General features: G+C 71.8%; 23 protein-coding genes and 1 tRNA gene. 19 read left to right on the top strand and 5 right to left on the bottom strand.

Going from position 1 to position 25,694, the window contains the following annotated elements; translation table 11 throughout:
- Positions 1 to 12 precede the first annotated feature (12 nt).
- The 6 genes from SOY78_RS10045 (at position 13) to lepB (ending at position 5,135) form a co-directional block, all read left to right on the top strand.
- Positions 13 to 84 (top strand) — tRNA-Gln (locus SOY78_RS10045).
- A gap of 37 nt (positions 85 to 121) precedes the next feature.
- Positions 122 to 1,615 carry a bifunctional UDP-N-acetylglucosamine diphosphorylase/glucosamine-1-phosphate N-acetyltransferase GlmU gene (gene glmU / locus SOY78_RS10040; RefSeq protein ID WP_144786288.1) on the top strand — a complete coding sequence of 498 codons (1,494 nt, stop codon included), beginning with the start codon at positions 122 to 124 and terminating at the stop codon, positions 1,613 to 1,615.
- 85 nt (positions 1,616 to 1,700) lie between these two features.
- On the top strand, positions 1,701 to 2,270 hold the full coding sequence (locus SOY78_RS10035) for a type IV toxin-antitoxin system AbiEi family antitoxin domain-containing protein (protein WP_216880147.1): 570 nt from the start codon (positions 1,701 to 1,703) through the stop codon (positions 2,268 to 2,270).
- Positions 2,257 to 3,285: a nucleotidyl transferase AbiEii/AbiGii toxin family protein gene (locus SOY78_RS10030; RefSeq protein WP_225348330.1), complete on the top strand. Its 1,029-nt coding sequence runs from the start codon at positions 2,257 to 2,259 to the stop codon at positions 3,283 to 3,285. The genes SOY78_RS10035 and SOY78_RS10030 overlap by 14 nt, the downstream gene beginning before the upstream one ends.
- Before the next feature lie 111 nt (positions 3,286 to 3,396).
- Complete coding sequence (locus tag SOY78_RS10025; RefSeq protein ID WP_020627447.1) at positions 3,397 to 4,377, top strand: ribose-phosphate diphosphokinase; 981 nt, start codon at positions 3,397 to 3,399, stop codon at positions 4,375 to 4,377.
- A 2-nt stretch (positions 4,378 to 4,379) separates the two neighbouring features.
- Positions 4,380 to 5,135 carry a signal peptidase I gene (gene lepB, locus SOY78_RS10020; protein ID WP_216880146.1) on the top strand — a complete coding sequence of 252 codons (756 nt, stop codon included), beginning with the start codon at positions 4,380 to 4,382 and terminating at the stop codon, positions 5,133 to 5,135.
- A 55-nt stretch (positions 5,136 to 5,190) separates the two neighbouring features.
- Here lepB and SOY78_RS10015 read toward each other — a convergent pair whose 3' ends face one another.
- A complete protein-coding gene (locus tag SOY78_RS10015; protein WP_324701525.1) occupies positions 5,191 to 6,285 on the bottom strand; it encodes a PqqD family peptide modification chaperone in 1,095 nt (364 codons plus the stop codon).
- A gap of 200 nt (positions 6,286 to 6,485) precedes the next feature.
- Between SOY78_RS10015 and SOY78_RS10010 the strand changes: the two genes are divergently transcribed.
- The 11 genes from SOY78_RS10010 to galE are packed head-to-tail and all read left to right on the top strand — an operon-like array spanning position 6,486 to position 18,998.
- A complete protein-coding gene (locus tag SOY78_RS10010; RefSeq protein ID WP_324701524.1) occupies positions 6,486 to 7,409 on the top strand; it encodes a glycosyltransferase family 2 protein in 924 nt (307 codons plus the stop codon).
- On the top strand, positions 7,406 to 8,467 hold the full coding sequence (locus SOY78_RS10005; RefSeq protein ID WP_324701523.1) for a CgeB family protein: 1,062 nt from the start codon (positions 7,406 to 7,408) through the stop codon (positions 8,465 to 8,467). The genes SOY78_RS10010 and SOY78_RS10005 overlap by 4 nt, the downstream gene beginning before the upstream one ends.
- Positions 8,464 to 9,585, top strand: coding sequence for an RNA-binding protein (locus SOY78_RS10000; RefSeq protein WP_324701522.1), 1,122 nt, complete (start codon positions 8,464 to 8,466; stop codon positions 9,583 to 9,585). The genes SOY78_RS10005 and SOY78_RS10000 overlap by 4 nt, the downstream gene beginning before the upstream one ends.
- Complete coding sequence (locus SOY78_RS09995; protein WP_324701521.1) at positions 9,582 to 10,373, top strand: acylneuraminate cytidylyltransferase family protein; 792 nt, start codon at positions 9,582 to 9,584, stop codon at positions 10,371 to 10,373. The genes SOY78_RS10000 and SOY78_RS09995 overlap by 4 nt, the downstream gene beginning before the upstream one ends.
- Entirely contained in the window at positions 10,370 to 12,613 is a 2,244-nt protein-coding gene (locus tag SOY78_RS09990; protein WP_324701520.1) for an N-acetylneuraminate synthase family protein, read from the top strand. Before SOY78_RS09995 ends, SOY78_RS09990 begins: the two co-directional genes overlap by 4 nt.
- Positions 12,604 to 13,743 (top strand): glycosyltransferase family 4 protein, encoded by a 1,140-nt coding sequence (locus tag SOY78_RS09985; protein ID WP_324701519.1) that lies wholly within the window; start codon positions 12,604 to 12,606, stop codon positions 13,741 to 13,743. The genes SOY78_RS09990 and SOY78_RS09985 overlap by 10 nt, the downstream gene beginning before the upstream one ends.
- Entirely contained in the window at positions 13,740 to 14,885 is a 1,146-nt protein-coding gene (locus SOY78_RS09980) for an acyltransferase family protein (RefSeq protein WP_324701518.1), read from the top strand. Before SOY78_RS09985 ends, SOY78_RS09980 begins: the two co-directional genes overlap by 4 nt.
- Positions 14,882 to 15,919: a glycosyltransferase family 4 protein gene (locus SOY78_RS09975; protein WP_324701517.1), complete on the top strand. Its 1,038-nt coding sequence runs from the start codon at positions 14,882 to 14,884 to the stop codon at positions 15,917 to 15,919. Before SOY78_RS09980 ends, SOY78_RS09975 begins: the two co-directional genes overlap by 4 nt.
- 16 nt (positions 15,920 to 15,935) lie before the next feature.
- Entirely contained in the window at positions 15,936 to 16,898 is a 963-nt protein-coding gene (locus tag SOY78_RS09970; protein WP_324701516.1) for a glycosyltransferase family 2 protein, read from the top strand.
- Between the two features lie 10 nt (positions 16,899 to 16,908).
- Entirely contained in the window at positions 16,909 to 18,033 is a 1,125-nt protein-coding gene (locus tag SOY78_RS09965) for a glycosyltransferase (protein ID WP_324701515.1), read from the top strand.
- Positions 18,030 to 18,998, top strand: coding sequence for a UDP-glucose 4-epimerase GalE (galE, locus tag SOY78_RS09960; RefSeq protein WP_324701514.1), 969 nt, complete (start codon positions 18,030 to 18,032; stop codon positions 18,996 to 18,998). Before SOY78_RS09965 ends, galE begins: the two co-directional genes overlap by 4 nt.
- 42 nt (positions 18,999 to 19,040) lie before the next feature.
- Here galE and SOY78_RS09955 read toward each other — a convergent pair whose 3' ends face one another.
- Genes SOY78_RS09955 through SOY78_RS09945 form a run of 3 tightly spaced genes read right to left on the bottom strand, consistent with a single transcriptional unit; the run spans position 19,041 to position 21,944 of the window.
- Positions 19,041 to 20,033 carry a glycosyltransferase family 1 protein gene (locus SOY78_RS09955; protein WP_324701513.1) on the bottom strand — a complete coding sequence of 331 codons (993 nt, stop codon included), beginning with the start codon at positions 20,031 to 20,033 and terminating at the stop codon, positions 19,041 to 19,043.
- Between the two features lie 15 nt (positions 20,034 to 20,048).
- The gene (gene rfbA, locus SOY78_RS09950) at positions 20,049 to 20,918 is read right to left on the bottom strand and encodes a glucose-1-phosphate thymidylyltransferase RfbA (RefSeq protein WP_324701512.1); all 870 of its coding nucleotides are present in this window, start codon (positions 20,916 to 20,918) and stop codon (positions 20,049 to 20,051) included.
- Between the two features lie 21 nt (positions 20,919 to 20,939).
- Positions 20,940 to 21,944, bottom strand: coding sequence for a glycosyltransferase family 2 protein (locus SOY78_RS09945; protein ID WP_324701511.1), 1,005 nt, complete (start codon positions 21,942 to 21,944; stop codon positions 20,940 to 20,942).
- Between the two features lie 33 nt (positions 21,945 to 21,977).
- On the opposite strand from SOY78_RS09945, the gene SOY78_RS09940 reads away from it, so the two are divergent.
- Together SOY78_RS09940 and SOY78_RS09935 are read left to right on the top strand one after the other, a co-directional pair.
- Positions 21,978 to 22,838: an alpha-1,2-fucosyltransferase gene (locus SOY78_RS09940; RefSeq protein ID WP_324701510.1), complete on the top strand. Its 861-nt coding sequence runs from the start codon at positions 21,978 to 21,980 to the stop codon at positions 22,836 to 22,838.
- A 49-nt stretch (positions 22,839 to 22,887) separates the two neighbouring features.
- Positions 22,888 to 24,810 carry a glycosyltransferase family 2 protein gene (locus SOY78_RS09935; RefSeq protein ID WP_324701509.1) on the top strand — a complete coding sequence of 641 codons (1,923 nt, stop codon included), beginning with the start codon at positions 22,888 to 22,890 and terminating at the stop codon, positions 24,808 to 24,810.
- 52 nt (positions 24,811 to 24,862) lie between these two features.
- Here SOY78_RS09935 and SOY78_RS09930 read toward each other — a convergent pair whose 3' ends face one another.
- Positions 24,863 to 25,672 (bottom strand): glycosyltransferase family 25 protein, encoded by an 810-nt coding sequence (locus SOY78_RS09930; RefSeq protein ID WP_324701508.1) that lies wholly within the window; start codon positions 25,670 to 25,672, stop codon positions 24,863 to 24,865.
- Positions 25,673 to 25,694: the final 22 nt, after the last annotated feature.

The raw sequence follows: 25,694 nt of genomic DNA, 5'->3' as shown, positions 1-25,694 counted from the left end.
GGGGTCCGGCGCTCCGCCCTGGTGTAATGGCAGCACGCCGGCCTTTGGAGCCGTGCAGTCTAGGTTCGAATCCTAGGGGCGGAACACCCGTCCTCTGACCTCCACCGGTGCAGGAGCCCTCATGTCCCAGCCGTCCCCCCGTCCCTCCGCCGTGATCGTCCTGGCCGCGGGTCAGGGCACCCGCATGAAGTCGACGACGCCGAAGATCATGCATGCGATCGGGGGGCGCTCCCTCGTGGGCCACGCGCTCGCGGCGGCCTGGTCGCTCGCGCCGGAGCACCTCGTGGCCGTGGTCCGGCACGAGCGGGCCCGCGTGGCCGAGCACATCGAGACGGTGGCGGCCCAGCTGGGCATCGACGCGCTGGCGATCGCCGACCAGGACGACGTGCCGGGCACCGGCCGCGCCGTCGAGCTGGGCCTGGCCGCCCTGCCCGCGGACCTCGAGGGCACCGTCGTGGTGACCTACGGCGACGTCCCGCTGCTGACCCCGGAGACGCTCGCCCGCCTCGTCGCGGACCACGAGGCGGACGGCAACGCCGTCACCGTCCTCACCGCCACCCTCGAGGACGCCACGGGCTACGGCCGCATCGTCCGCGACGCCGAGGGCCTCGTGGAGCGGATCATGGAGCACAAGGACGCCCTCGCCCACGCCGAGTCCACGGGGGACGACTCCTTCGTGGCGATCCGCGAGGTCAACTCCGGCATCTACGCCTTCGACGCCGCCCTGCTGCGCCGCACCCTGCCGGAGATCTCCACGGACAACGTGCAGGGCGAGAAGTACCTCACGGACGTGCTCGGCATGGCCCGCGCCGAGGGCGGCCGCGTCGCCTCGGTGGGCACGGACGACGTGTGGGAGGTCGAGGGCGCCAACGACCGCCGCCAGCTCTCCGACCTGGGCCGCCAGCTCAACGACCGCGTGCTGCGCGGCTGGATGAAGGAGGGTGTCACGGTCGTCGACCCGTCCTCCACGTGGGTGGACGTCACCGTCTCCCTCGCCTCGGACGTCACGCTCAAGCCCGGCACCCAGCTGCATGGCACGACGTCGGTGGCCACGGGCGCCGTCGTCGGCCCGGACTCCACCCTCACGGACACGCAGGTGGGGGAGGGCGCCGTGGTGAAGCGCACCGACGCCACGGAGGCCGTGATCGGCGCGGGCGCGACCGTCGGCCCGTTCACCTACCTGCGCCCGGGCACGGTGCTGGGGGAGGACGGCAAGATCGGCGCGTTCTACGAGACCAAGAACGTGACCGTGGGCCGCGGCGCCAAGCTCTCCCACCTGGGCTACGCCGGGGACGCCGAGATCGGCGAGTACACCAACATCGGCTGCGGCAACATCACCGCCAACTACGACGGCGTCAACAAGCACCGCACGGTGATCGGCGCGCACGTGCGCACCGGCTCCAACACCGTGTTCACGGCCCCGGTGACCGTGGGCGACGGCGCCTACACCGGCGCGGGCGCCGTGGTCCGCGAGGACGTGCCCGCCGGGGCCCTGGCGCTGAACGCCGTGAGCCAGCGCACCCTCGAGGGCTGGGTGCCGGCCAAGCGCCCGGGCACCTCCTCGGCCGAGGCCGCGCGGGCCGCCGGCGCGGAGGGCTCCGGCGCTCAGGGCTGACCCCGCGCGCCCGACAAGAGGTCGGCGTGTCACAACCGTACCGATTCCGGTACGGTTGTGACACCAGAGATGAGGTGGTGATCCCGTGACGTATCGTGACGATCTGTGGGACGTGGCTGCGGGGAACCACGGGGTCATCACCACTACGGAAGCGGAGGAGGCGGGCGTGCCCGCCGTCGAGGTCCGCAAGCTCGCCCAGCGCGGCGTTCTGCGGAGGCTGGCCCACGGGGTGTACCTCCATCGCCAGGTTCCCCGCGACCGGTTCACGGACGCGGCGGAGGCCGTGGCCACGGGCGGTGAAGATGCATTCCTGGACTGGGACGCAGTGCTGTCACTGTACGACCTCGCCCTGGTCGATCCCTCCGTCGTACGGGTGGGCGTGACGAGGCGGTACCGCGGCTCGCCGCGCGCGCATGTACGAGTGACACGACGCCGTCCCCCGCCGGGCGACGAGGACCTCACCTTTCACAGCGGCGTGCGAGGCCTCACGATCAACCAAGCCCTTCGTGAGGCACTCGACCGCATCCCTCTCGAGCGCGTCGCCGCTGCGATCGAGGAGGCCCGCGCGCGCGGGCTGCTCACGGTGGGCGAGGCGAGGAGCTTGAAGAAGGACCTGGAGGCGCGGCAGAACGGTGGACATCGTGGCGGTCGATGACGTGGTCGTGGGCCTGGGCGATCTGGGAGCTCGAGGTGCGCCCAGGAGCGAAGGCCAACTCAACCGTCGACTGGAGGCGATCGCTGACGCGATGGGCGTTCCGGTGGACCGGGCGCGCCGGTTGCTGGGAGCAGTGATCGTGGCGCAGATGTTGCCGGAAGGCGTCGTAGTCAAGGGTGGAAATGGCGTTCGACTCCGACATGGAGCCACCGGGACGCGGGCGACCCGGGATCTCGATCTACTGGCTCGCGATCCCCAGCAGGCGCTGAAGGACTTGACCGGGTTCGTCGACCGGGGATGGGGGGCCGCGCCCGGGAGCAAGAGAGAACTCAAGGCCGACCCGGCTGCGACCCGGGTGGCCTTCTTCGGCACGGTGCATGAGGACGATCCTGCGGAGCCTCTCGGAGTGCCCGATCCCTACGTCCTGTCACGAGCGAAGGTGACCCTGCATTTTCTCTCCGCGAGGACAAGTTGGGTGTCGGTCCCGATCGAGATCGGGCGCGACGAATTCGAGGGCAGCACGCTGGCGCAGCCAGTCGAGGTCGTGGCACCCCAGGTCGCGGAGGCGGTCACCGCGTTGGGATGTGGAACACCGCGGTCTGTGGCCGTGATGGCTGTCGAGCAGCAGCTCGCACAGAAGATCCATGCCGTCACGGATCCACATCAGACGCGAGGCCACGATCTCGTGGACATCCAGTTGCTCTGGCATGGGGCGGAGGCCGAGGGTGGTGTCGACATCCCGTTGCTCGCAGATCTCGTCAGCCGTACTTTCATGTTTCGGTCACCCGGCCGGACTGCGGCAGGACACACACCGCATGAGTGGCCGCCTCCGGTCGCTCACGTCCGGACTCTCGAGCAGGGGTACCTGGATGCGCTGGAGGAGACACGAGTGGGTGCGGAGGGACAGGCCAGGCTCCTGCAGCCGCGCGTGTCCGACGCGGCGGATTGGCTGGAGTCGTTGATCACAAGGATCGCGCGGGCCGCCGGCGCCGAGGGCTCCGGCGCTCAGGGCTGACCCCGCGCGCCCTAGGATGGGTGCGAGGACCGGGCCGCCCCGGGCGGCCGACACCGACGCCGGACGCCGTCGGTCCTGGAACGCGAGACGACGAAGGATGTTGAGGACGTCATGACGGAGCTGAGCCGCAGCGAGGACAAGCGACTGGTGCTGGCCACGGGCCGCGCCCACCCCGAGCTCGCGCAGGAGATCGCCGAGGAGCTGGGCACCGAGCTGCTCCCCATGAGCGCCTACGACTTCGCCAACGGCGAGATCTACGTGCGCTCGGGCGAGTCGGTGCGCGGCAAGGACGTGTTCATCATCCAGTCGCACCCGGCGCCGCTGAACAACCACCTCATGGAGCAGCTGATCATGGTGGACTCCATGAAGCGCGCCTCCGCCCGCCGCATCACGGTGGTCTCGCCGTTCTACCCGTACGCCCGCCAGGACAAGAAGGGTCGCGGCCGCGAGCCGATCTCGGCCCGTCTCGTCGCGGACCTGTACAAGACCGCCGGCGCCTCCCGCGTGATGAGCGTGGACCTGCACACCGCCCAGATCCAGGGCTTCTTCGACGGCCCGGTGGACCACCTGTTCGCCATCCCGCTGCTGGCGGACCACATCCGCTCCAGCGTGGAGGGCGAGGAGGTCACGGTCGTCTCCCCGGACACCGGTCGCGTGCGCGTGGCGGAGCAGTGGGCGGACCGCCTGGGCGGCGTGCCGCTGGGCTTCGTGCACAAGAGCCGGGACCTCACCGTTCCGAACAAGGCCGAGTCCAAGACCGTGGTCGGGGACGTCGAGGGCCGCGTCTGCGTGCTGATCGACGACATGATCGACACGGGCGGCACCATCGCCGGCGCCGTGCAGATCCTCAAGGACGCCGGCGCGAAGGACGTCATCATCGCCGCCACGCACGCGGTGTTCTCGGACCCGGCCGCCCAGCGGCTCGGCGAGTGCGGTGCCCGCGAGGTCGTGGTGACCAACACCCTGCCCATCCCGGAGGAGAAGCGCTTCGAGACCCTCACCGTGCTCTCGATCGCCCCGCTGATCGCCCGCGCGATTCGCGAGGTCTTCGAGGACGGCTCGGTCACCAGCCTGTTCGACGGCGTCGCCTGACCATGGTCGAGCGCCTCGAGCCGGCCCGCGGGGACGACGTCGACGGCGGCGAGGCGGGCGCCGCGCCGCGGCCTCGCCGTCCGCGCCTGCCGTTCTGGGCCTCCCTGCTGGTGAACGTGGTGGTGGCCATCGCGGTCGTCGCCGTGGTGCAGGCCCTGTGGGTGAAGGTGTACTCGGTGCCGTCCGGCTCGATGGAGAACACCCTCGAGGTGGGGGACCGCATGCTGGTCAATCGCACCGCCTACCCGGACGGGATGGCCGACTCCCAGGACGTGGTGGTCTTCACGGCCAACGAGGACTGGGCGCACCCCATGCCACCGGAGGGGGCCGTGGAGAACGCCGTCCGCACGTTCGGCGACCTCACCGGCATCGGCCGCTCGCACGAGCAGGCGTTGGTCAAGCGCGTGGTCGGCACCGCGGGGCAGACCGTGGAGTGCTGCACCGCCGAGGGCGCGGTGACGGTGGACGGGGAGCCCCTGGACGAGCCGTACATCCACAACGACCTGCCGTTCCTCCGGGACGAGCTGGACTGCGAGTCCGAGGTGATGTCCGCGCGCTGCTTCGGCCCGGTCACCGTGCCGGAGGACTCGATGCTCGTGCTCGGCGACCACCGCTCGAACTCGGCCGACTCCGTGATCGCGTGCCGCGGCGTCCCCGCCGACCAGGCCGGGGACTGCGCGCGCTTCGTCACCCGCGAGGACATCGTGGGCGAGGTCTTCGTGACCGTCTGGCCGCCCACGCACTGGGGCGGGCACTGATCTCCTGAGGGGACGGGGCGTCCTGGGTGCCGGCCGCCTCCGGGCCGTGCCAGGCTCAGCCGGTCGTGGCCAGCTGCGCGGTGACCAGGGCGTCCATCGCCTCGTGCACCCGGGCCTCGGCGTCCTCGGGCACGGGTCCTTCGGTGCGGAGGCAGGCCACCACGTCGGCGGCCGTCCGCGGCTCGTCCAGCAGGAGCCAGACGGACGGGCCCAGACCTTCGAGCACGACCAGGCGGTCCGAGGCGAGCAGGACCAGGCGGCCGCTGTCGGTCAGGATGCCGTCGTCGACGGCGCAGCGGGACACCGCGCCCGGGGTTGCCACTCCGACGGAGGCCGAGAGCTCTTGGACGGTGAGTGCCTCCCAGGCGGGGGTGACGAGCGTGGGCGGGGCCGCCAGGAGGCCGTCGACGACGCCCCGCAGGTCCTCGGCTTCGGCGTAGACCAGGCGTTGGGCGCCGCCGACCGCGTCGAGGACGCGGCAGAGCGTCACGAGGCCGCGGGGGAGCAGGGAGAGGGAGGAGGTCTGGGGGACGAGCGCCGCGAGCGCGGCCACGAGTTCTATGGCCTCCGCTCGCGGCGTCACCGGGCCTGCCGGATCCCGCACGCGGTCCAGCACGGCGATCCGGGCCAGCCGGGCGTCGGGGAGGGTCGGACCGAGACCGAGGTCGTCCGGGCCTCGCTGGGTCTTCGGGCGCACTCCCCGTGACCCCAGCAGGGACAGCGGTTTGGGGTAGGGCGTGACGGTCAGGCCGTCTGGTGCGATGATCGCCGTCTCGTCGGTGAGGTAGGCGAAATGGGGTCCCAGCCGGCGCGTGGCCGTCGTCTTGCCCGTCCCGGACGCCGCCACCAGGACGATCGCCGCCCCGGTGTCCGGTGCGGCGAGGCACGCGGCATGGAACAGCAGGTGGGTGCCGCGGGCGGACTCGATCGCCCGTGAGGTCGCCAGGGACACCAGGTCCTCGTGCCACTGGAGCCACGGAGACGCGGTGTGGGCGCCGCGGTGCGCATCGGTGTGGGTGGGCGGCTGCACGACCTCCACACCGCACCGGGCCCAGGACGCGATGACCTCCGCGCGCTCGTCTCCTGTGAGGCCGCTCACCGTCACGGCATCGAGACCGGTGCCGATGCGCAACGCGGTGGTCTCGCTCATGGCTTCGTCCTCCCCCTGGGCGCCGGGCATGGCTCACCCTTTCCATCCCGTGGCTGTCCGGTCAGTGTACTGAGAGCCGTGCGGGCGGCCATGGCGCCGCCCCACCGGCTGGCACGGGTCTTCGCCAGAGCCTCCCTATACTCGACACAGGTTCTCGGGCGCTGAGTGCGCCGTCCATCCGAGCTGAGGGAGGAGCCCGCATGGCAGCCCAGTCGCCCACGGCGGCGGTGACCGTGGTGATCCCGCACTACGGCGATCCGGCCCCCACCCTCGCCCTCGTCGACCGCCTGCTGAGCGATCCCGGAGACGCGCTGGCCGCCGTCGTGGTCTCGGACGACGCCTCGCCCACCCCGTACCCCGAGGCGCACGATCCGCGTCTGACCGTGGTGCGCCGCGAGCGCAACGGCGGGTTCGGGGCGAACGTGAACACCGGCCTGGCCGCGGTCACCACCGAGCTGGCCCTGGTCCTCAACTCGGACGCCGAGATCACGGGGGCGCAGATCGACGCGCTGGTGGCCGCTGCCGCTCCGTACCAGCCGGCCGTGGTCAGCCCGCAGGTCGTCAACGAGGACGGCACGCCGCAGTGGTCCGGGCGGCACTTCCCGACGGTCCTGCACCAGACCGTCGAGTGGCTGACTCCGCTGGCCCGCTTCCGTCACCTGGACGTGCTTCACGAGGCCGTGGGGCACGACGTCGCGGCGGCCAGGTCCGCCTCGCCCGTGGCGGTCGACTGGGTGATGGGCGCCGTGCTGCTCCTGCCGATGGCGCAGGTCCGCGCCGTCGGCGGGTTCGACGAGGAGTACTTCATGAATTCCGAGGAGGTCGATCTGCAGCGCCGCCTGCGCGAGCACGGTGTGCCGTCGATCGTGGTGCCGGCCGTCCGTGTGCCGCATGGGCTGCACGGCTCCTCGGACCCGCTGCGCCGACGCGGCTGGCTGGTGGACTCCCGGTACCGCTACGCCCGGAAGTTCGGCCACCCCCGGGTCCTCAAGGCCGCGCTCACCGCGGCCACCGGGGCGAACTTCGCCGTGAACGCGCTCCGGCAGGCCCGGGGTGTGGACGTGGACGCCCGCGCCGTGCTCCGGGACGAGCACGCGCTGGTCTGGAGGGGACAGCGCCGATGAGCGCCACCGGCTACACCGTGCCCGCGCCGCCCGACGCGCGGGGCGGCCGCTCACCGGAACGGCTGTTCCTGGTCTCGCCGGCGTTCCACGGCTATCACCGCTCCATCGCGGCGGCGTGGGCGGCCCAGGGCTTCGACGTCACGGTGCACTGCTACGACGCCTACGCCACGCTCGGCATGAAGCTGCGGAACAAGGGGCTGCTCGAGCTGCCGCAGAAGGCGGGCGTGGACCGCACGGCCGCGCGGGTCGCCTGGGACACCGGGCGGGCCGTGGCCGCCTTGCGGGAGGCCCGACCGGACCGTGTGCTCGTCATCAAGGGGGACTCGCTGGGCGAGGCCTTCTGGTCCGAGATCCTCGAGGCGGGCCTGCCCCGCATGCTCTGGCTGTACGACGACCTCGCGCGGCACGACTACTCGATGGAGTTCCTGCGCTCCGTCGGGCCGGTGCTCAGCTACGCCCGCTCCGAGGCCGAGCTGCTGGCCGGCGAGGGCGTGGACGCCCACTACATGCCCAACGGTTTCGACCCGGCCATGGCGCTGCCCCAGGTGCCGCGGCGCGACGAGCTGGTCTTCGTGGGCTCGCGCTACCCGAACCGCGTGGAGCTGCTCTCGCGCCTGGCCGCGGCCGGGGTGCCGGTGCGCGCCTACGGGCGTCAGTGGAGCCACCACCCGGTGGACCGCCTGCGCACGTGGGAGCTGACCCGGCCGGACCTGCCGGCCGAACGGGACATCCCCCTCGAGGAGGCGTACGCCGTGCAGGCGGCCGCCGCGGGCGCCATCAACATCCACGGCCTGCAGGCCGGCCACGCGATGCGGACCTTCGAGGTGCCCGGCATGGGCGGTCTCCAGCTCGTCGATCGGGCCGACGTGGCCGAGTTCTACGTCCCGGACGAGGAGGTGCTCGTCTTCGAGGACACGGACCACCTCATCGAGCTGGGCCGCCGGGTTGTCGCGGATCCCGCCTGGGGAGCGCGCATCCGGGAGGCCTGCTGCTGCCGGTCGCACGCGGAGCACACGTTCGCGCACCGGGCGGCCATGGCCCAGGGGTGGTGGGCATGACCGACGCGCCCCTCTTCTGGCGCTCCGAGCACCTGCCGCGCTGGCACGCGTGGCAGCGCGCCCAGTGGCCACTGACCCGGCGGGCCGCGGACACCGCACGCTCGACCGTGCGCGGCGTGGCCGGCGCCCTGACACGCCGCCGGTCCACCGGCGACGACGTCCCCCGCCTGCTCCTGCCGGCGGGGGACGTGCACACGCTCGTCGCCCTGGAGTCCTTCGGCCCCACGCAGCTGGCCGCGCTGGCCTCGCCCGTGGCCGCCCTGGCCACCGCGCGGCCGGAGGCCGCCGCCGGGGTCGGCTGGGTGCTGCCCGCCGGAGACGCACCCGCCCTGCCCGGGGCCGTGGGCCACCGGGAGCACGCCGCCACCGCCGACGTCGTGAGGGATCGCCTGTCCGGGCTCCGCCGCGTCCTGGTGGCGGGGGAGTACCTGCCCTCGGGTCGCGCCGCCGTGCGCTGGGCCCGTCAGCGGGGGGCGCAGATCGGCGTCGTCCAGCACGGGCTGCTGGCCGTGTCCACGCCGCCCGTCCCGCAGGACGCCACCCTGTACGCCTTCACGAGCACGGACGCGGACTGGTGGACCCAGGGCCGCGCCGATGTGGAGGCCGTCCCGGTGGGCTCGGCGCTGCTGGAGCAGGCCCGCCGGACCGCGCCCGCGCTCTCGGGTGCCGGGGACGACGGCCCCGGGGTGTTCCTCGGCCAGCTGCACGGCGCCGAACTGCCCCGCCGGGACTTCGCCGCGGCCGCCGAACAGTACGTGCGGGCCACCGGCGCCGCCTACCGCCCCCACCCGGCCGAGCGGGACCGCCTCTCCCGCGGCCAGCACGCGGCCTGGCGCAGGGCCGGTGTGCGGATCGACGACGCCGGGGCGCCCCTCGTCGCCACGCGCGGGCCCGTGGCCGCCGTCTTCTCCACCGGGATCCTCGAGGCCGCGCAGGCCGGCAGACCCGCGTGGGCCGTCCACCCGGACCCGCCCGCCTGGCTCGAGGGGTTCTGGCGGCGCTACGGCATGACCCGGTGGCGGCCCGGCCGCACCCCGGAGCCCACCCCGCCCCTGGCCTCGCCGACCGCGGACCCCGCGGCCGCGATCGCCGAACACGTCTGGAAGGAGACCGTGTGAGCATCCTGTGCGTCATCCCCGTGCGCGGCGGGTCCCGGGGGCTGCCCGGCAAGAACATCCGCCTCCTGGGCGGCCATCCGCTCGTGGCCTGGACCATCCAGGCCGCCCTCGAGGCGGAGGAGGACCTGCACGTGGTGGTCTCCACGGACTCGGCCGAGATCGCCGAGGTCGCCCTCCGCTACGGCGCGGACGTCCCGGGCCTGCGCCCGGCCCACCTGGCCCAGGACTCGACCCCCACCGAGCCCGTGATCGAGCACGTGCTCGCGGCCGAGCGCGCGGCCGGCGTCGAACCGGAGGGCGTGATGCTCCTCCAGGCCACCAGCCCGCTCCGCCTGCCCGGCACTCTGGACCGCGCCGTGCGGCAGTTCCGGGACACGGGGGTGGACTCGCTGGTCGGCGTCGTCCCGGTGTCCCCGTTCCTGTGGCGCCATCCCGAGGATCCCGACGGGGAGCCGATCCCGGACTTCGACGTCACGGCGCGCAAGCGCCGGCAGGACATGTCGCGCGCCGACCTGCGGTTCCGCGAGAACGGCTCGCTGTATGTGACGCGCCCCTGGGTCTATGACCGGCTGCACAACCGGCTCGGCGGCCGGATCGGCATGCTGGAGCTCGACGACCTCGAGGGCGTGGACATCGACACCGAGCTGGACTTCGCCCTGGCCGAGCAGCAGATGGACCAGTACCTGGCGGTCCAGAAGGTGCTCCAGCACCGCCCCGACCTCGGTGCCCCGCGCACCGCCGAGACCCCCACCACCGGCCCGAACCGCACCCCCGGAGGCACGCAGTGATCATCGAACGCAGGCTCACCCCCTATCTCGTCTTCCCCGAGGACTCGCTCCTGGCCGCCCTGCAGAAGATGACCGACAACCGCGAGCGCACCGTGTTCGTGGTGGATTCCCACGGTTTCCTCGTCGGCTCCCTGACGGACGGGGACGTGCGCCGCTGGCTCGTGGCGCATCCGGAGGCGTCGCTGGACGTGGCCGCGGCCGACGTCGCCCATCGCGACCCGGCGACGGCGCCCCTGGGCGCCTCCCCGGCCGAGATGCGCGAGGCCCTGCCCGCCGGGGCGCTGCACCTGCCGCTGCTGGACGAGCGCGGCCGCCTGACGGCCCTGGCGATCAACCGGGAAGCGGAGCTGCGGATCGGCGGGCACCGGATCGGGGAGGGCCACCCGGCGTTCCTGATCGCGGAGATCGGCAACAACCACCAGGGTGATGTGGACCTGGCCCGCCGTCTCGTGGACCTGGCCGTCGAGGCGGGCGCGGACGCCGTGAAGTTCCAGCTGCGGGACATGGACGCCCTGTACCGGCAGTCCGGTGCGGCCACCGCCGGCGAGGACCTGGGGGCCCAGCGCACCCTGGACGAGCTGGCCAAGTTCTCGCTCTCCGCCGAGGACATGGTGCGGGTGTTCGACCACGTCCGGGACGCCGGCGTCGCCCTGATGTGCACCCCGTGGGACGCCCCGTCCATGCGGGTGCTGCGCGAGTATCCGGTGGACGGCGTGAAGATCGCCTCGGCGGACCTGACGAACCACGGGCTGCTGCGGGACGCGGCCGCCTCCGGCCTGCCGATGGTGCTCTCCACCGGCATGTCCCGCGAGGAGGAGATCCGCGAGTCGGTGGCCCTCGTGCGCTCCTTCGGCGTCCCCTTCGCGATGCTGCACGCCCAGTCCACGTACCCCGCCCCCTACAAGGACGTGAATCTGGCCTACCTGGACCGGCTCGCGGAGATCGCGCAGACGCCGGTGGGCTACTCGGGCCACGAGCGCGGCTTCCACGTGGCCCTGGCCGCGGTGGCTCGGGGCGCCGCGATCATCGAGAAGCACTTCACCGTGGACCGGGGGCTCGAGGGCAACGACCACAAGGTCTCCCTGCTGCCGGAGGAGTTCGCGCAGATGGTCCGGCAGACCCGGGACATCGAGGAGTCGATCGGCGTCGGGAGCGAGCGCGTGGTCTCCACGGGCGAGGCGATGAACCGCATCAACCTGGCCAAGTCCCTGGTGGCGGCCCGTCCGCTGCGGGCCGGCGCCACGATCACCGCCGACGACGTGACCGTGAAGTCCCCGGGCCGTGGCCTGCAGCCCAACGAGCTGCCGCGTCTGGTCGGCCGCACGCTGCACCGCGAGATGGCCGAGGGCGACTTCTTCTTCGCCGGTGACCTCACGGACTCGGTGCCCACCGGGCGCCAGTTCCAGTTCCGGCGCCCCTGGGGCCTGCCGGTGCGCTATCACGACGTCGAGGCGCTGACGAAGGACTGCACCCCGGACTTCCTGGAGTTCCACTTCTCCTACAAGGACCTCGAGATCGACATCGACTCGGTGTTCCGCGAGCCCATGCCGATGGGCTTCACCACCCACCTGCCGGACATCTTCTCCGGTGACTTCCTCGTGGATCTGGCCAGCGACGACGACGCCGTATGGGAGCGCTCGATCGCCGAGGTGCAGCGCACGATCGACATCACCCGGGACCTGAAGCGCTGGTTCCCGAACGAGGAGGAGCCCATCATGGTCATCACCATGGGCGGGTTCACCCTGGACCGGCACATCCGCCCGGAGGAGCGGCTGCCGAAGTACGAGCGCATCGCCGAGGCCGTGCAGCGCCTGGACACCTCCGGCATCCGGATCGCCGCGCAGACGCTGCCGCCGTTCCCGTGGCTGATGGGCGGTCAGCAGTACCACAACCTCTTCATGGACCCGGACGACACCGTGGCGTTCGTGGAGGCCACGGGGGTGCCGCTGTGCCTGGACATCTCCCACTCCAAGCTCTCGGCCACGTTCCTGGGGATCCCCTTCTCGGAGATGGTGGAGAAGCTGGCCCCGCACACCATCCACCTGCACCTCGTGGACGCCACCGGTGTGGACGGGGAGGGGCCGCAGATCGGCGAGGGCGACGTCGACTGGCCCGTGCTGTGCGAGCAGCTGGACCGCCTGGCCCCCGGGGTGAGCTTCATCCCGGAGATCTGGCAGGGCCACATCAACAACGGCGAGGGCTTCTGGACGGCCCTGGACCGCCTGGAGCAGTGGCTGTGATCCCCGAGGCGGTGACGACCGCCCCGGCCCCGCTGACGCTCTGGGTGGTGCCCGTCGCCGACCTCGGCGGCGTGGCCCGGCACGTCCTCGACGTCGCGCGCGTGGGCCTGCCCGGCCTGCGTCTGGCGGTGCTCTGCCCCGAGGGGCCGCTCGCCGAGCGCCTGCGCGAGCAGGGCGCGGCGGTGTTCACCGGGGACGTCGGTCCCGACGCCGGCCTGGCCGCCTCGGTGCGGACGCTCCGGACGGCGGTACGCACCCTGCGCCCGGCCGCGGTCCACACGCACCTGGCCTACGCCGACCTCGCGGCCTTCACGGCGCTGGGCGCGGGGCGGGCCCTGCGGCGGGCCGGTGCGCCGGCGCTGCTCAGCACCGAGCACGGGATCGCCCCGGACGACCAGCTGTACAACCGGGTCGCCGCGGCCCGGGTGAAGAACGCCGCGCACCGCGCCCGGCTGCGCGGCACGGACCTCGTGATCGCGGTGGCGCAGTCCACCGCGGACGTGCTGCGCCGCAAATGGGGCGCGGGGGCGCCCCTCACCGTGGTGCGCAACGGCGTGGACGGGCCCGCGGTGCGCGCCGCGGCCGCGGGGCAGCGCCGCGCACCGGGGGAGGGGTTGCGGATCCTCTCCCTGTCCCGGCTGGCCCCCGAGAAGAACCTCGACCGGCTGATCGCCGCACTGCCCGCCCTGCTTGACCGGGACCCCGGGACGCGGTTGACGCTGGCCGGCTCGGGTCCCCTGGAGGGGCAGCTGCGCGCCCAGGCCGAGGCGCTCGGTGTCGCGGATGCGGTGGACCTGCCCGGCTTCGTGGAGCCGTGGGGGGCCATGGCCGAGCACGACGTGCTGGTGCAGCTCTCCGCGTGGGAGAACCTCAGCTACACCCTGCTCGACGCTGCGGCCGCGGGCCTGCCCGCCGTCGCCACGGACGTGGGCGGCAACGGGGAGATCCTGCCGCCCGAGCGCCTGGTCCACGAGACCACTCCGGCGGCCATCGCCGACGCCGTCGTGCGTGCTGCGGCCGAGGGCCCGGGCGAGGTGCGCGTGGGCGACGTGGAGACCATGGCCCGGGCGACCGCCGAGGCGACCCTCGAGGTGCTCGGGCGCCGGGTGGGGAAGGTGGGTACCCGATGACCGCAGCGAGCCCGAACGAGCCGGGATCGGCGTCGGTGGCCCCGGCCGAGAAGCGTGTTCCGGGCCCCCGGTTCCGGGAGCTGGACGGTCTTCGGGGGATCGCGGCGCTGGCCGTGGTGTTCTCGCACTACACAGGCGCCCACAATTCGCACTACCCGCAGGATCCCGCCGCGTTCCACGATGCGGCCTGGGGCGCCGCCGGCGTGCAGCTGTTCTTCATCATCTCCGGGTTCGTCATCTTCATGTCCGCCCGTCGGGCCAACCGGCCGAGCGACTTCGCCATCTCCCGGGCGGCCCGGCTCTATCCGCCGTACTGGATCTCCCTGGTGTTCGCCGTGGTGCTGCTCCTCCTGCACCCGGTGCCCGGCTTCCCCTTCACGTGGAGCCAGGCCCTCCTCAACCTGACGATGGTCCAGCGGTGGGTCGGCGTGGACAACGTGGTGGACGTCTACTGGACGCTCGCGGTGGAGATGCAGTTCTACGTGATCATCCTGATCCTCCTGTATCTCACGCGCTGCCGCCTTTCGGACCGCGTGGTGCTGTGGGGGAGCCTCGCGTGGTCGGTGATCTCGTGGGCCGTGGTGTTGTTCACCGCGCCGCACGTGGGCTCGGACCCTCAGCGGGACCCCATGTGGGTGAAGCTCCTCAACAACGCCACCGTGGCCGAGTACGCTCCGTTGTTCGTGCTGGGGATGGCCTTGTACATCGCGCGGCAGACGGGGCAGCACCGCGGCTGGGTCGCGGCGGCCGCGGTGTCCGCGGTGGGCAGCACGTTCGTCATGCGGGGGATGCCCTTGGCCCTCGAGGTCCTCGTGGTGGTGCTCCTCGCAGTCACGGTGATGCTGCGGAAGAGGACGTCCGTGCTGCTCCTGGCCCCTGTCCAGTGGTACGGGAAGATCAGCTATTCCCTCTACATCCTCCACGCCATCCCCGGATACATCCTCATCCACGCGCTCTGGCCGTATGTGGGCCGGAACATGGCCATGCTCGTGGCCTTGGCCGTGGTCTCCGTTCTCGCCTGGGCCCTGCAGAAGTACGGGGAGGAGCACCTCGGCCGCGCGGCCAAGCGGGGGCTGACCCGCGTCCGCTCCGTCGTGGACGCGCGCACCGGACATCCCCGATCCCTGGGGTCGGCCCGATGACCGGTCGTATCTGGATCCTGGCGAACCAGGGCGAAGTGGGTGGCGGCGAGGTGATGCTGCACCACCTCGCCACGGCCCTGCGCGAGCTGGGGCGGGACGTGGGTGTCGTGGCCCCGGTGCACCCGGCCGAGACCGCCGATCGTCTGGCCGCGGACGGTTTCGACGTGGTCCGTGTGGGTGGGCCCGGACGCCTGGGGTACCTGCGCGCTCTCCGGGCCTGGGACCGTGGCCGAGGCAAGGACGACGTCGCGTGGTGCAACGGGCTGCTGCCGGCCGCGGCGCTGGCCGGTCGGCCGCGCCGGATCGTTCACCTGCACCAGGTGCCCGAGAAGCCGGTTCTGCGCGTGTTCTCCGCCCTGGCGCGTCCCGGTGCGCTCGCGGTCCTCGTGCCCTCCCGGTTCGCGGCGGACCGCATCCGCGGGGCCCGCGTGCTCCACAACTGGGTTCCGGGCCCGACGGCGCCACAGACACGGCGGGCCCGCGGTGCCGATGAGCCGGTGACCGTGGGATTCCTCGGCCGGCTGTCCGAGGACAAGGGCATCGTCACCCTGCTGGAGGCCGCCGCGCTGCTGCGGAAGACCGACCCGGGTGCTTTCGTGTTCCGCGTCGCGGGGGAGAGCCGGTTCGTGGCGGATGACGAAGCCGAGCGGCTCGCCACCGCCCTGAAGGCAGCCGGTGAGGACGTCCAGGTGCTCGGCTGGCAGGACACCGGCAAGTTCCTGGCCTCCGTGGACGTGCTGGCCGTGCCGTCGCAGTGGGCCGAGGTCTTCGGCCTGGTGACGGCCGAGGCGATGGCCGCGGGCGTTCCGGTGGTGGCCTCCGATGCCGGGGCCGTTCCCGAGGTGGTCGGCAGCGCTCACCCCTTCGTTGTTCCGCAGCGAGACGCGGCCGCGCTCGCGGACTGCCTGCGGGCAGTACGCGCGGTCGATCTGGGCACGGTGGCCCACTCCCAGCGGCACCGCTGGGCGTCGCTGTTCTCACCCGAGGCCGGACGCGCCGCCGTCGCCGAGCTCCTGGATGACCTGTCCCTATGAACCCCGCGGAGGACTCATGACAGAGACGCCCCTGACCCCCGAGGCCAGCGTGATCGTCCCCAGCCGGGGCGGCGCGCAGCGGCTGCCGCGCCTGATCGGCGCGCTCGCCGCGCAGGAGGACGCCCCGGCCTTCGAGGTCCACGTGGTCGTGGACGGGGATGTGGACGGGTCGGAAGCGGTGCTCGCGCAGTTGGCCGCAGAACATCCGGGCCTGGACCTGAGCTGGACCGTCTTCCGGGAGAACCGCGGACGGGTCGCCGCGCTCAACGCCGGTGCCGACGCGACGTCCGGCCGCATCCTCATCCGCGCGGACGACGATCTCGAGCCCGGACCGCACTACATCCGGGACCACGTGGCCGCGCACGCGGGCGGGCCACGCGGCGTGATCGGATTGACGGCCAACGTCCTCCCAGACTCCGCCTACCAGCGCGTCTACGGTGATGCCCAGGATGTCCTGCACCGCGAGCACGCGTATGCGCTGCCGGCGGATCAGCAGTGGCGGCACTGGGCGGGCAACGTGTCCGTCCCCCGCGCCCTCCACAAGGAGCTCGGCGGCTACGACCCCGACTACCGCCGCTATGGCTGGGAGGATGTGGACTTCGGCTACCGGCTCCATGCCGCCGGGTACCCGGTGGAAATCCGGCCGGAGCTGGAGACCCGTCACCACGCGGCAGCGGTCACCACCTACACCAAGGCCCGCCGGGCTCTGCATTCGGGGTCCGCCCGGCAGATCTTCATCGCCAAGCACGGAGTGGACGCACTCGGCGGGGACCGCGCGCCGGGCGGGCCGTGGGGCGCCGCCGTGCGGGCGGTGGCCGCTCTGAGCACGGAGCGCACGATCCAGTACAGCTCCGCCGTCATCGAGCGTGCCGCTGCCGTGTTGCCAGCGCCGATCGCACGAAAACTGATCGCGTTGCAGGTCGAAGCCGCAGCGGAGACCGGACGCACCCGGCCGGGGCGCGCCCACCAGCAGTTCTGAGGGGAGCACCATGACCGACACGCCGCACGGCCAGATCGCCATCGCCCACGACTACCTCACCCAGAAGGGCGGGGCGGAACGGGTGGTGCTCGCCCTGCACCGGATGTGGCCAGATGCCCCGATTTACACGACGTTCTACGACCCCGAGGGGACCTTCCCGGAGTTCAAGGACGCACGCATCATCACCTCGCCCCTCAACCGGGTGGGAGTGCTGCGGAAGGACCCGCGGAGGGCCCTGCCGCTGCTGCCCCTGGCCTCCTCACTGCTGCATGTGAAGGAGCCGGTCGCCGTCGTCTCGACCTCCGGCTGGGCGCATGGATTCCGCTACGACGGCGCCACGCTCGTCTACTGCCACACCCCGGCGCGCTGGGTGTATCTGCTGGACGACTACCTGGGCGAGGGAGGCCGGGACAGCATCAAGGGCCGGATCGCCCGCGCGCTGCGCCCGGGCCTGCAGATGTGGGACCGCGCGGCCGTCCGGCGCCGATCACGCTATGTGGCCAACTCCACGGTGGTGAAGGAGCGGATCGAAGACGTCTACGGGCTCGACGGTGTGGACCTCGTGTTCCCGCCGCACTCCGTGAGCACGGACGGCCCGCAGGAGCCGATCCCCGGTGCCGAGCGGCTGGCGGGGGACGGCTTCCTGCTGTCGGTCGCCCGTCTCATGCCGTACAAGCACGTGGACGTGACGATCGAGGCCGCGGCCCGCGCGGGGCGGCCGCTCGTGGTGATCGGCAAGGGCCCGGAGGAGGCCCGGCTGCGGGCGATGGCGGGGGAGGACGTGGTGTTCGGCCAGGACCTCACCGACGCGCAGCTGCGGTGGGCATACGCGCACGCGACGGCGCTGATCGCTGCGAGCCACGAGGACTTCGGCATCACGCCGCTCGAGGCGAGCGCGTGGGGCGTGCCCACCGTGGCGCTGCGGGCCGGTGGTTACCTGGACACCATCGTGGAGGGCGTCAACGGGGTATTCGTGGAGGAGCCGACGGTGGATGCGGTGGCCGGCGGGGTGGAACGTCTGCTGGAGCATGACTGGGACCGGGCCGCGATGCAGGCACACGCCGAACGGTTCTCGGAGCGGGAGTTCGCGCGGCTGCTCCTCGAGCAGGTGCAGGCCGTGGAGGACGTGCGATGACGTGGGTGGTGACCGGCGGGGCCGGGTACATCGGCAGTCACGTGGTGGGCGCCTTCCTGGAGGCAGGGATGCCGGTGGCCGTCGTGGACAACCTCTCCACGGGACGTAGGGATTTCGTCCCGGAGGGGGTGCCCTTCGACTCGGTGGACATCACGGACACCGCCTCCGTGGCGCGCGTCCTGCGGGCTCACGGTGCGATCGGCGTCGTCCACGTGGCCGGGTACAAGTACGCCGGCGAGTCTGTGACGCGTCCGCTGGTGGCCTACCGGACCAACGTGCAGGGCACCGCCAGCGTCCTCGAGGCGATGCACGAGGCCGGCGTGGAGGACGTCGTGTTCTCCTCCTCGGCGGCGGTGTACGGGACCCCGGAGCACGACCGCGTCACGGAGGGCACCCCACCCGCGCCCGAGTCGCCGTACGGGGAGACCAAGCTGATCGGCGAGTGGCTGCTGGCCGATCAGGCCCGCGCCACGGGACTGCGCCACACGAGCCTGCGCTACTTCAACGTGGTCGGCTCCGCGCCCAGCGGCGCGCCGGATCTGAGTCCCCACAATCTGTTCCCCCTCGTGTTCTCCGCCCTGGAACGAGGGGAACGACCGCGCATCTTCGGCGAGGACTACCCGACGCCGGACGGCACCTGCGTGCGGGACTACGTCCACGTGGTGGATGTCGCCCGCGCCCACGTCCAGGCCGCCCTGGCGTTGCAGACGGGCCGGCGCCTGCAGCCGGTGTACAACCTCGGGTCGGGAGAGGGGACGTCGGTGCGGGAGATCATCGACGCGCTCCTGGACGCCGCCGGCGCCGACGTGGAGCCCGAGGTGCGCGAGCGCCGGGCCGGGGACCCTGCCCGCATCGTTGCCGACGGCGCTTCGGCGCAGCATGACCTGAGGTGGGAGCCGAGCCGATCGGTCGCGCAGATGGCGCGATCGGCGTGGGACGCGCGGAGGCGATTCTCTGCCGCCTGAGCGGGCGGGGCCGCGGCGGGCCCGTCCCCGGGCTGCCCGGCCTCAGGAGGTGGATGCGTCAGCCGGCGTCGCGAGATCCCTCGGTGTTTCCCACCCCATGACCGATGCCATGCGGTGGAGCCGCCGTCGCCAGTCGAGGGTCTGCCGGGCCCGGTGCTGCCGCTCGAGGGCGTCCTCGGGCGTCCAGGCCGACGCGATCTCGCGCAGCACAGGCCAGGCGTCGTCCCGGGAGGACGGCGAGATCTCCCGCGTGGCACCGGGCCAGAGGACCGACTCCGCCGTGCTCGGTGCCGCCCCCACCACCAGGCATCCGGCGGCGAGGGCGTCCATCCATCGGCCGGTGAGATAGTCGCGCGTGGGGTGGGTGTAGGAGGCCGGGCTCACCAGGTTGGAGAACGCCAGCACGGTCTTGGCCTGCAGGAGGGCCTGCCGGACGTTGGCCTGGTTCACCAGCGGATCATGGGCCAGGGGCGGGCGCCCCGCGAAGACGAGGTCGTGCGCCGCGGCGTCGGCCGCGGTCGTGGGGTCGTCTTCCCATGCGGCCGGCTGGCGGCCCAGTCGGAGCAGATCCACGGGGCGGTCACCGTCGACGAGGGGGAACTTCTCGGTGTCCGCGCCCCACGGGAGGACGTCCACCGGTTTGCCCGTGATGCACCGCCACTCCTGGACGAGGCCCGGGTCCGTGATGAACACGTGGTCCACATGCGGCCCCTGCCGCAGAATGCGCGGCGTGCGATCGGTCCAGAAGGAATCGATGATCCACACGGCGGTGGACTCGTACCCGGGGAACCAGAGCCGGGGGTGGGCCAGGTAGGCGACCACGGCCGGGTTCGGCGCGATGACCAGGAGGTGGCGGCCTCGCAGCCGAGCGACGCGCGGCAATGAAGCGGCGGCCTTGCGCAGCGCGGAGACCTCGCCCCGGTCATCCACGTCGATGACCCGGGCATGGAAGGTCTGGGCGGCGAGCTGGACGAGCTCCGCCACGGGACCCCAGCCGGACCCGCCCGGACGGACGTAGAGGATGTCGAGCTTCATGGGTCCCGGCGGCCGTCAGCGGCCGTGCTCGAGGAGATCCAGCAGGTACCTGCCATACCCGGACTTCACGAGCGGCTCGGCGCGCTGGCGCAGCTCGTCGTCCGTGAGGAAGCCCTGACGCCAGGCGACCTCCTCCGGGGCGCTCACCTTGAGGCCCTGGCGGGAGTCGATGGTGCGGATGAAGTTCGAGGCGTCGTTGAGGTCCTTGAACGTGCCGGTGTCCAGCCAGGCGGTGCCGCGGGGGAGCACCTCCACGTTCAACGTCCCCCGCTCCAGGTAGGTGCGGTTGACGTCGGTGATCTCCAGCTCGCCGCGTGCGGAGGGCTTGAGGGCCTTGGCGATCTCGACGACGTCGTTGTCGTAGAAGTAGAGGCCGGGCACCGCGTAGTTGCTCTTGGGCTGGGTCGGCTTCTCTTCCAGGGACACGGCCTTTCCCCCGCTGTCGAACTCCACGACGCCATAGGCGGTGGGGTCGGCCACCCAATAGCCGAACACGGTGGCCCCGTTTACCTCAGTGTGCCGGCGCAGCTGCTGGCCCATGCCAGGGCCGTAGAAGATGTTGTCCCCCAGGACGAGGGCAACGCGATCATCGCCGATGTGGTCTTCACCCAGGATGAAGGCCTGCGCCAGGCCATCCGGCGACGGCTGCTGCACGTAGCTGAGTGAGATGCCGAACTGGGATCCATCCCCGAGAAGGCGGTGGAACTGGTCCGCATCCTGCGGGGTGGTGATGATCAGGATGTCGCGGATGCCCGCCAGGATGAGCGTCGACAGCGGATAGTAGATCATCGGCTTGTCATAGACCGGCACGAGCTGTTTCGAGATACCGTGCGTGATCGGATGGAGGCGTGAGCCGGTGCCGCCGGCCAGGATGATGCCCTTCATGGTGTCGACTCTATCGGGGCGTCACCGGGTCGGCGCGTCGTCGCCCGGGGACCCCGCCTGCAGAAGCCGCTGGACATCGGCCCATGATAATGGCGGCACGCCCTCGATCGGACGCAGCGTCCCCCGGGGATACCATGCGGCGCTGGCGACGGCCTCACCGGCCAGGAGCCGCCGCCACACCCTGCGCAGGTCGTCCTCCGAGGCCGAGCCGAGCCAGCGCCAGTGGTAGGCCTCGCCGTCGTCGAGATCTGCCTTCGCCACGGCTGCGGCCCCAATGCGGGTCTTCCTGGCGAACTGCTCGAAGGACCGCCATGGCATGTGGAGGATGCGCAGCCCGTCAACGTCGCGGGAGCCGGGTCGGCTCACCTCGTGGTTGCCCATCGCGACGACCGCACCCTCCCAGGGGCGAAAGGCGACTTTGTCGTCGAAGTGGCGTGCGGTGTCCAGGCGCCACTGCTTCCCGTCGAGGGTCGGGAACAGGTTGTACAGGTGAGCCCGGCGCACGGGTGTCCCCGAGGCGGCGAGGGCGTCGACCAATCGGCCATGCGGGGCGAACCACAGTTCGTCCGCGTCGAAGGGGATGATCCACCGGGCCCCCGCGGCGGAGACCAGGTCGGCCAGGCGGGTCATCTTCGCGGATTGGTAGTAGGCCGGCTCGTTGTCCGTGCCAACGTGGAGCTGAGGGAACTCGTTCGCCAGTCGTGCCAGCACCTGGGGGGTGTCATCCTCGGAGAGGTTGTCCACGATCAGCAGGTTATCCACGCCCTGCCGCACGAGGTGGCGGACCGCCGTCTCGATGACGTCCGCCTCGTTCCGCACCATGGCGATCGCCCACGGTCCCGGGTGGTGTTGGAGTGGAGGGACATCGAGACCGTTCTCCGCCGCGGTGTACTGGGCGCGGAAGACGGGATCGGATCGCAGGCGCGCGGCCTCGGTGCGCCGCTCCGAGTCCCTACGGGCCAGGAAGACGCGGTGTTTGAGGGCGCGCGCGGAGGAGAGGAGATCCAAGGGGGTCACTTCCGTCATGGGGAGGCAAAGCTCTCTCGATAGGGTAGCGGCATGGCCCCCCGCGATCTCGTCGCCGGCGCTCGTGCGCGGGCGCTATCCCTCGTACGCACCCAGCAGCCCTTCGTCCTTTGGGGGGCTGAGCCCATGAACGGCGGCAATTACCTGTACCTATGGGCGACGGCATGGGCGCGGCACCGGGACACCGGCGAGCGGTGGCTCGTGCGGCACAAGCCCAAGATGGACCCCTGGCTTCAGGAGTTCCCCGCGTTGCGCGACTTGACGGTCGGTGAGTCCGATGTGAGCTGGCGGCAGAAGCGGACGGTCGAATGGGGGCAGCAGGCGGGGAGGGACTTCCGCTTCAAGGATCTGAGGGACTTCGCACGCGAGCTGATGTTGGCCAGTAAGACCTTCGGTAGGCGCATGGCAGCCCGCCCGCACGAGGCTGTCGTTGTCAATGTGCGGCGCGGCGACTACTACACGGACGAGAAGCTCAAGGCGGTGTTCGGCTTCGACATCGCCGGTTACGTGCATGCCGCGTTGCACCGCATCCCTGCGGAGCGGCGTGATCGGGTTGTCGTCGTGTCCGACGACCCCGACTGGTGCGCCACCAATCTCGACTTCCTCGGGAGGGGGAGGTCCGTCTCCTTCATGCCGACGCCTCACGACATGTTCGAGGATCTGGCCCAGCTGGCCGTGGCGCGCGACCTGATCCTGGCGAACTCCACGTTCTCCTATTGGGGCGGGTATCTCGCCAGCGCGCGCTCCGCTCGTGAGCGCCCACGGACCGTGTTCGCGCCGTTGCACTTCAACCGCCTCTACAGCGACGGCGAGTCCCCGCTGCTCCTCCCTGAATGGACGGCGATCCCCGATGACGAGTTCTCCACGCCAGACCGACTCCACAGAGAGGCCTAACCTCATGTCCACTCGCGAACACAGCTCTTTGGCCCCGACGACGCCTTCGGTGTCCGTAGTGATCCCTGTCTACAACGGCGCACGGACCCTGCCGCTGCAGCTGGAGGCACTCCACACGCAGGTCGGTGCACGGGACTTCGAGGTTGTCGTTGTGGACAACCGCTCCACCGACGACCTGGAGGGCGCCATCCGGCCCTTCCTGGAGTCCGGCCCCCCGCTCAGGATGGTCCGAGCCGACGGGCACCAAGGGTCCTCCTACGCCCGCAACCGGGGGATCGCCGCCGCCCGCGCCCCCTACGTCATGTTCTGCGACGCCGACGACGTCGTCTCCCGTCACTGGGTGGCCGCCGGTGCGGCAGCATTCAAGACGGCTCCTATCTGGACCGGCAGCGTGGCGCACCTGCCTGCGGAGACCTTCGACCAGGGGCTGGACGCCGTCCGGGACCGGCTCGGAGACGACACCCGGCCCCCGGACGGACCCGGCCGGGAGGTCTCCGGTCCTTTTCCCGTGCTGATGGGGGGCAACTTCGGAGCGTCCCGGGAGCTGCTGGTGGCCATGGGGGGCTTCGACCAGTCGTTCCCCCACGCGGGCGACGACAACGACCTCGCCTTCCGCCTCCTGCGTGCCGGGCACCGGCTGGTGGAGATGCCGCAGGTGAGGGTCGCATCCCGGGGCAAGGCCAGCCCGCAGGCGGCTCGCAGGATCGCGTTCCGGTCCGCGAAGGCTCATGCGCTCCTGGCGGACCGGTACGGCGTGTGGAATCGTTCAAGGGCTGCGACGTGGGCGAGCGAGCCCGTGCGGTGCCTGGGTGCAGCGGTGAAGATGGCGGCGTATCCCGCGACGGCCGACTGGCGAGGGCTCGCCTCGCGGACGGTGATGGCCGCCGGTACGCTGGTGGGAGCCGTGGAGTACCGTATGCTTCGCCGTCGCCCCACGCCGTTGGTCGGCCTGGGCCTCGACCCCGAGGTCCCGGCGCTCCTCGGGGAGTCGCGGAAGGGCGTGGGCGGACCCGGCGACCCTGAGCTGGTCAGTGTGGTCATCCCGGCGTACAACGCCGAGGCCTACATCGCCGAGCAGATCGAGAGCCTGGCCGTGCAGGTGGCCGCCCCGGAGTTCGAGGTGATCGTGGCCGACAACGGGAGCACGGACCGCACGGCATCGGCTGCCCGCGAAGCGGCGGAGCGCTGCGGTCTCACTGTGACCGTCGTCGACGCCCGGGGGCCGGCCAGCGCCTCTCATGCCCGCAACGTCGGGGCTCTGGCGGCCGTGGGCGGGGTCCTGCTCTTCTGCGACGCAGACGACTTCGTCGGGCCCGAGTGGGTCCGGGAGCTCGCCGCGGCCGTGCGCTCGCGGAAGAATGCCCTGGCCGTGGGGACTCTCCTCCACGGGCGGTTCAACGACGGCGCCGTGCTCGCCGCCTATGACATCCCGCCCGAGACCGGCGAGCCCGACACGGACGCGGCCGGGTATCCGGAGGTGCACGGCGGGTTCGCCGGGCACCTTCCCACCGTCGCGGGCAATGACTTCGGCGTCCGTCGCTCCACCTACCTCGCGGTCGGCGGGATGGACTCATCGTTCCCCGGCGGCTCTGAGGAGACGGACTTCTCCTGGCGCGCCCAGCGCCGCGGGGCGGTCGTTGTGCACGCGCCGCGCGCGGTCGTCCACTACCGCCTGCGGTCCACCCCGCAGACCGTCTTCCGGCAGCAGCGGATCCAGCAGGTCGGCCGAATGCTGCTGTGGATCCGCCACCGCGACGAAGGCATGAGCGGGCCGAGCTGGCGGGTATCGGCCACGGAGGTGGCTCGACACCTTCCGGCCTATGTCCTCACCCGCGAGCGCGGAGCGCGGTTGCGACACGCCCGGATCGCCGGCGGTCACCTGGGCGCTCTGCAGGGGATGGTCCGCTATCGGCTGTTTAAGCGGATCCCACCCCGGAGGCTGGTGGACGGGGCCTCCGCCGTCGTCTCCTGAGCCACGGGCCCTCCTGCCTGTCGGGACCGCCGCGGCGGCTGGCCGGGTTGCTTCATCGAGCCGCGATGTCATGCAGGGTGGCCCGGACGGCGAGACGCGCGGCTTGCCACCGCGAGCGCAGCGCTACCGCCGTCTTCACGCGGGCCAGGAAACTTCCGGCACGGTCGGGGGTCTCGCTATCGCGGGCAAGGGACTCCGCGTCTCGCGTCGTGGACCCGCCCATGTAGGTCACCAGTCCGGGCCTCAGGACGCGAATGTCGAGACCGTACCTGTCGCGAAACAGCGGCCAGTCATCGGCGATGGTCCAGGGCCCGCCGGCGTCCTCCACGAGTCCCGAGACGAGCTTCTGCGCTCCCGAGCGCGTGATCAGGTAGAAGGCTGTCGTGTACGGGTTCCCGGCGAACCGACCCAGACGCCGGATCCGCCCGCCGCGCACGAGAGGGCGTGACAGCAACGACAGCTGGGCCTCAGTCATTAGAAGCCGTTGGAATGCCAGTGAGGGGTTCGTCGGGCCGCGGTCGGCCAGCACCGCGACGTCGAAGGTGTCGTCCTTCAGGATGTCGTCTATGACGGCCCCCGTACCGGCTGGCATAAGGACGTCGTCCTCGGAGATGAGGGCGACCCCGTCCTCGGGGCCTGTGCTCGACGCAAAGGCCTCGAGGACCCGGAAGTGGCTGATGGCGCAGCCTGCCTGGCCGGGAGTTGGTGCGGCGTCATAGCGGTCCGCGAAGCGGGCGTCATTGAAGTGCTGGGACGGATCCGAGGTGGAGCCGTTGAACGCATCGTAGAAGCGGAACCAGGCGGCCCCTGGTCCGTCCATGAACCGGGAGCGTCGATCACTGTCGGGGAGCGAGATGCACACCCGTCGCTCCAACCGGCTTGAA

It is taken from the genome of Micrococcus sp. HOU01 (genome assembly GCF_035609305.1).
Lineage (GTDB): Bacteria > Actinomycetota > Actinomycetes > Actinomycetales > Micrococcaceae > Micrococcus > Micrococcus luteus.
This window is presented reverse-complemented; position numbering and strand designations above follow the sequence as displayed.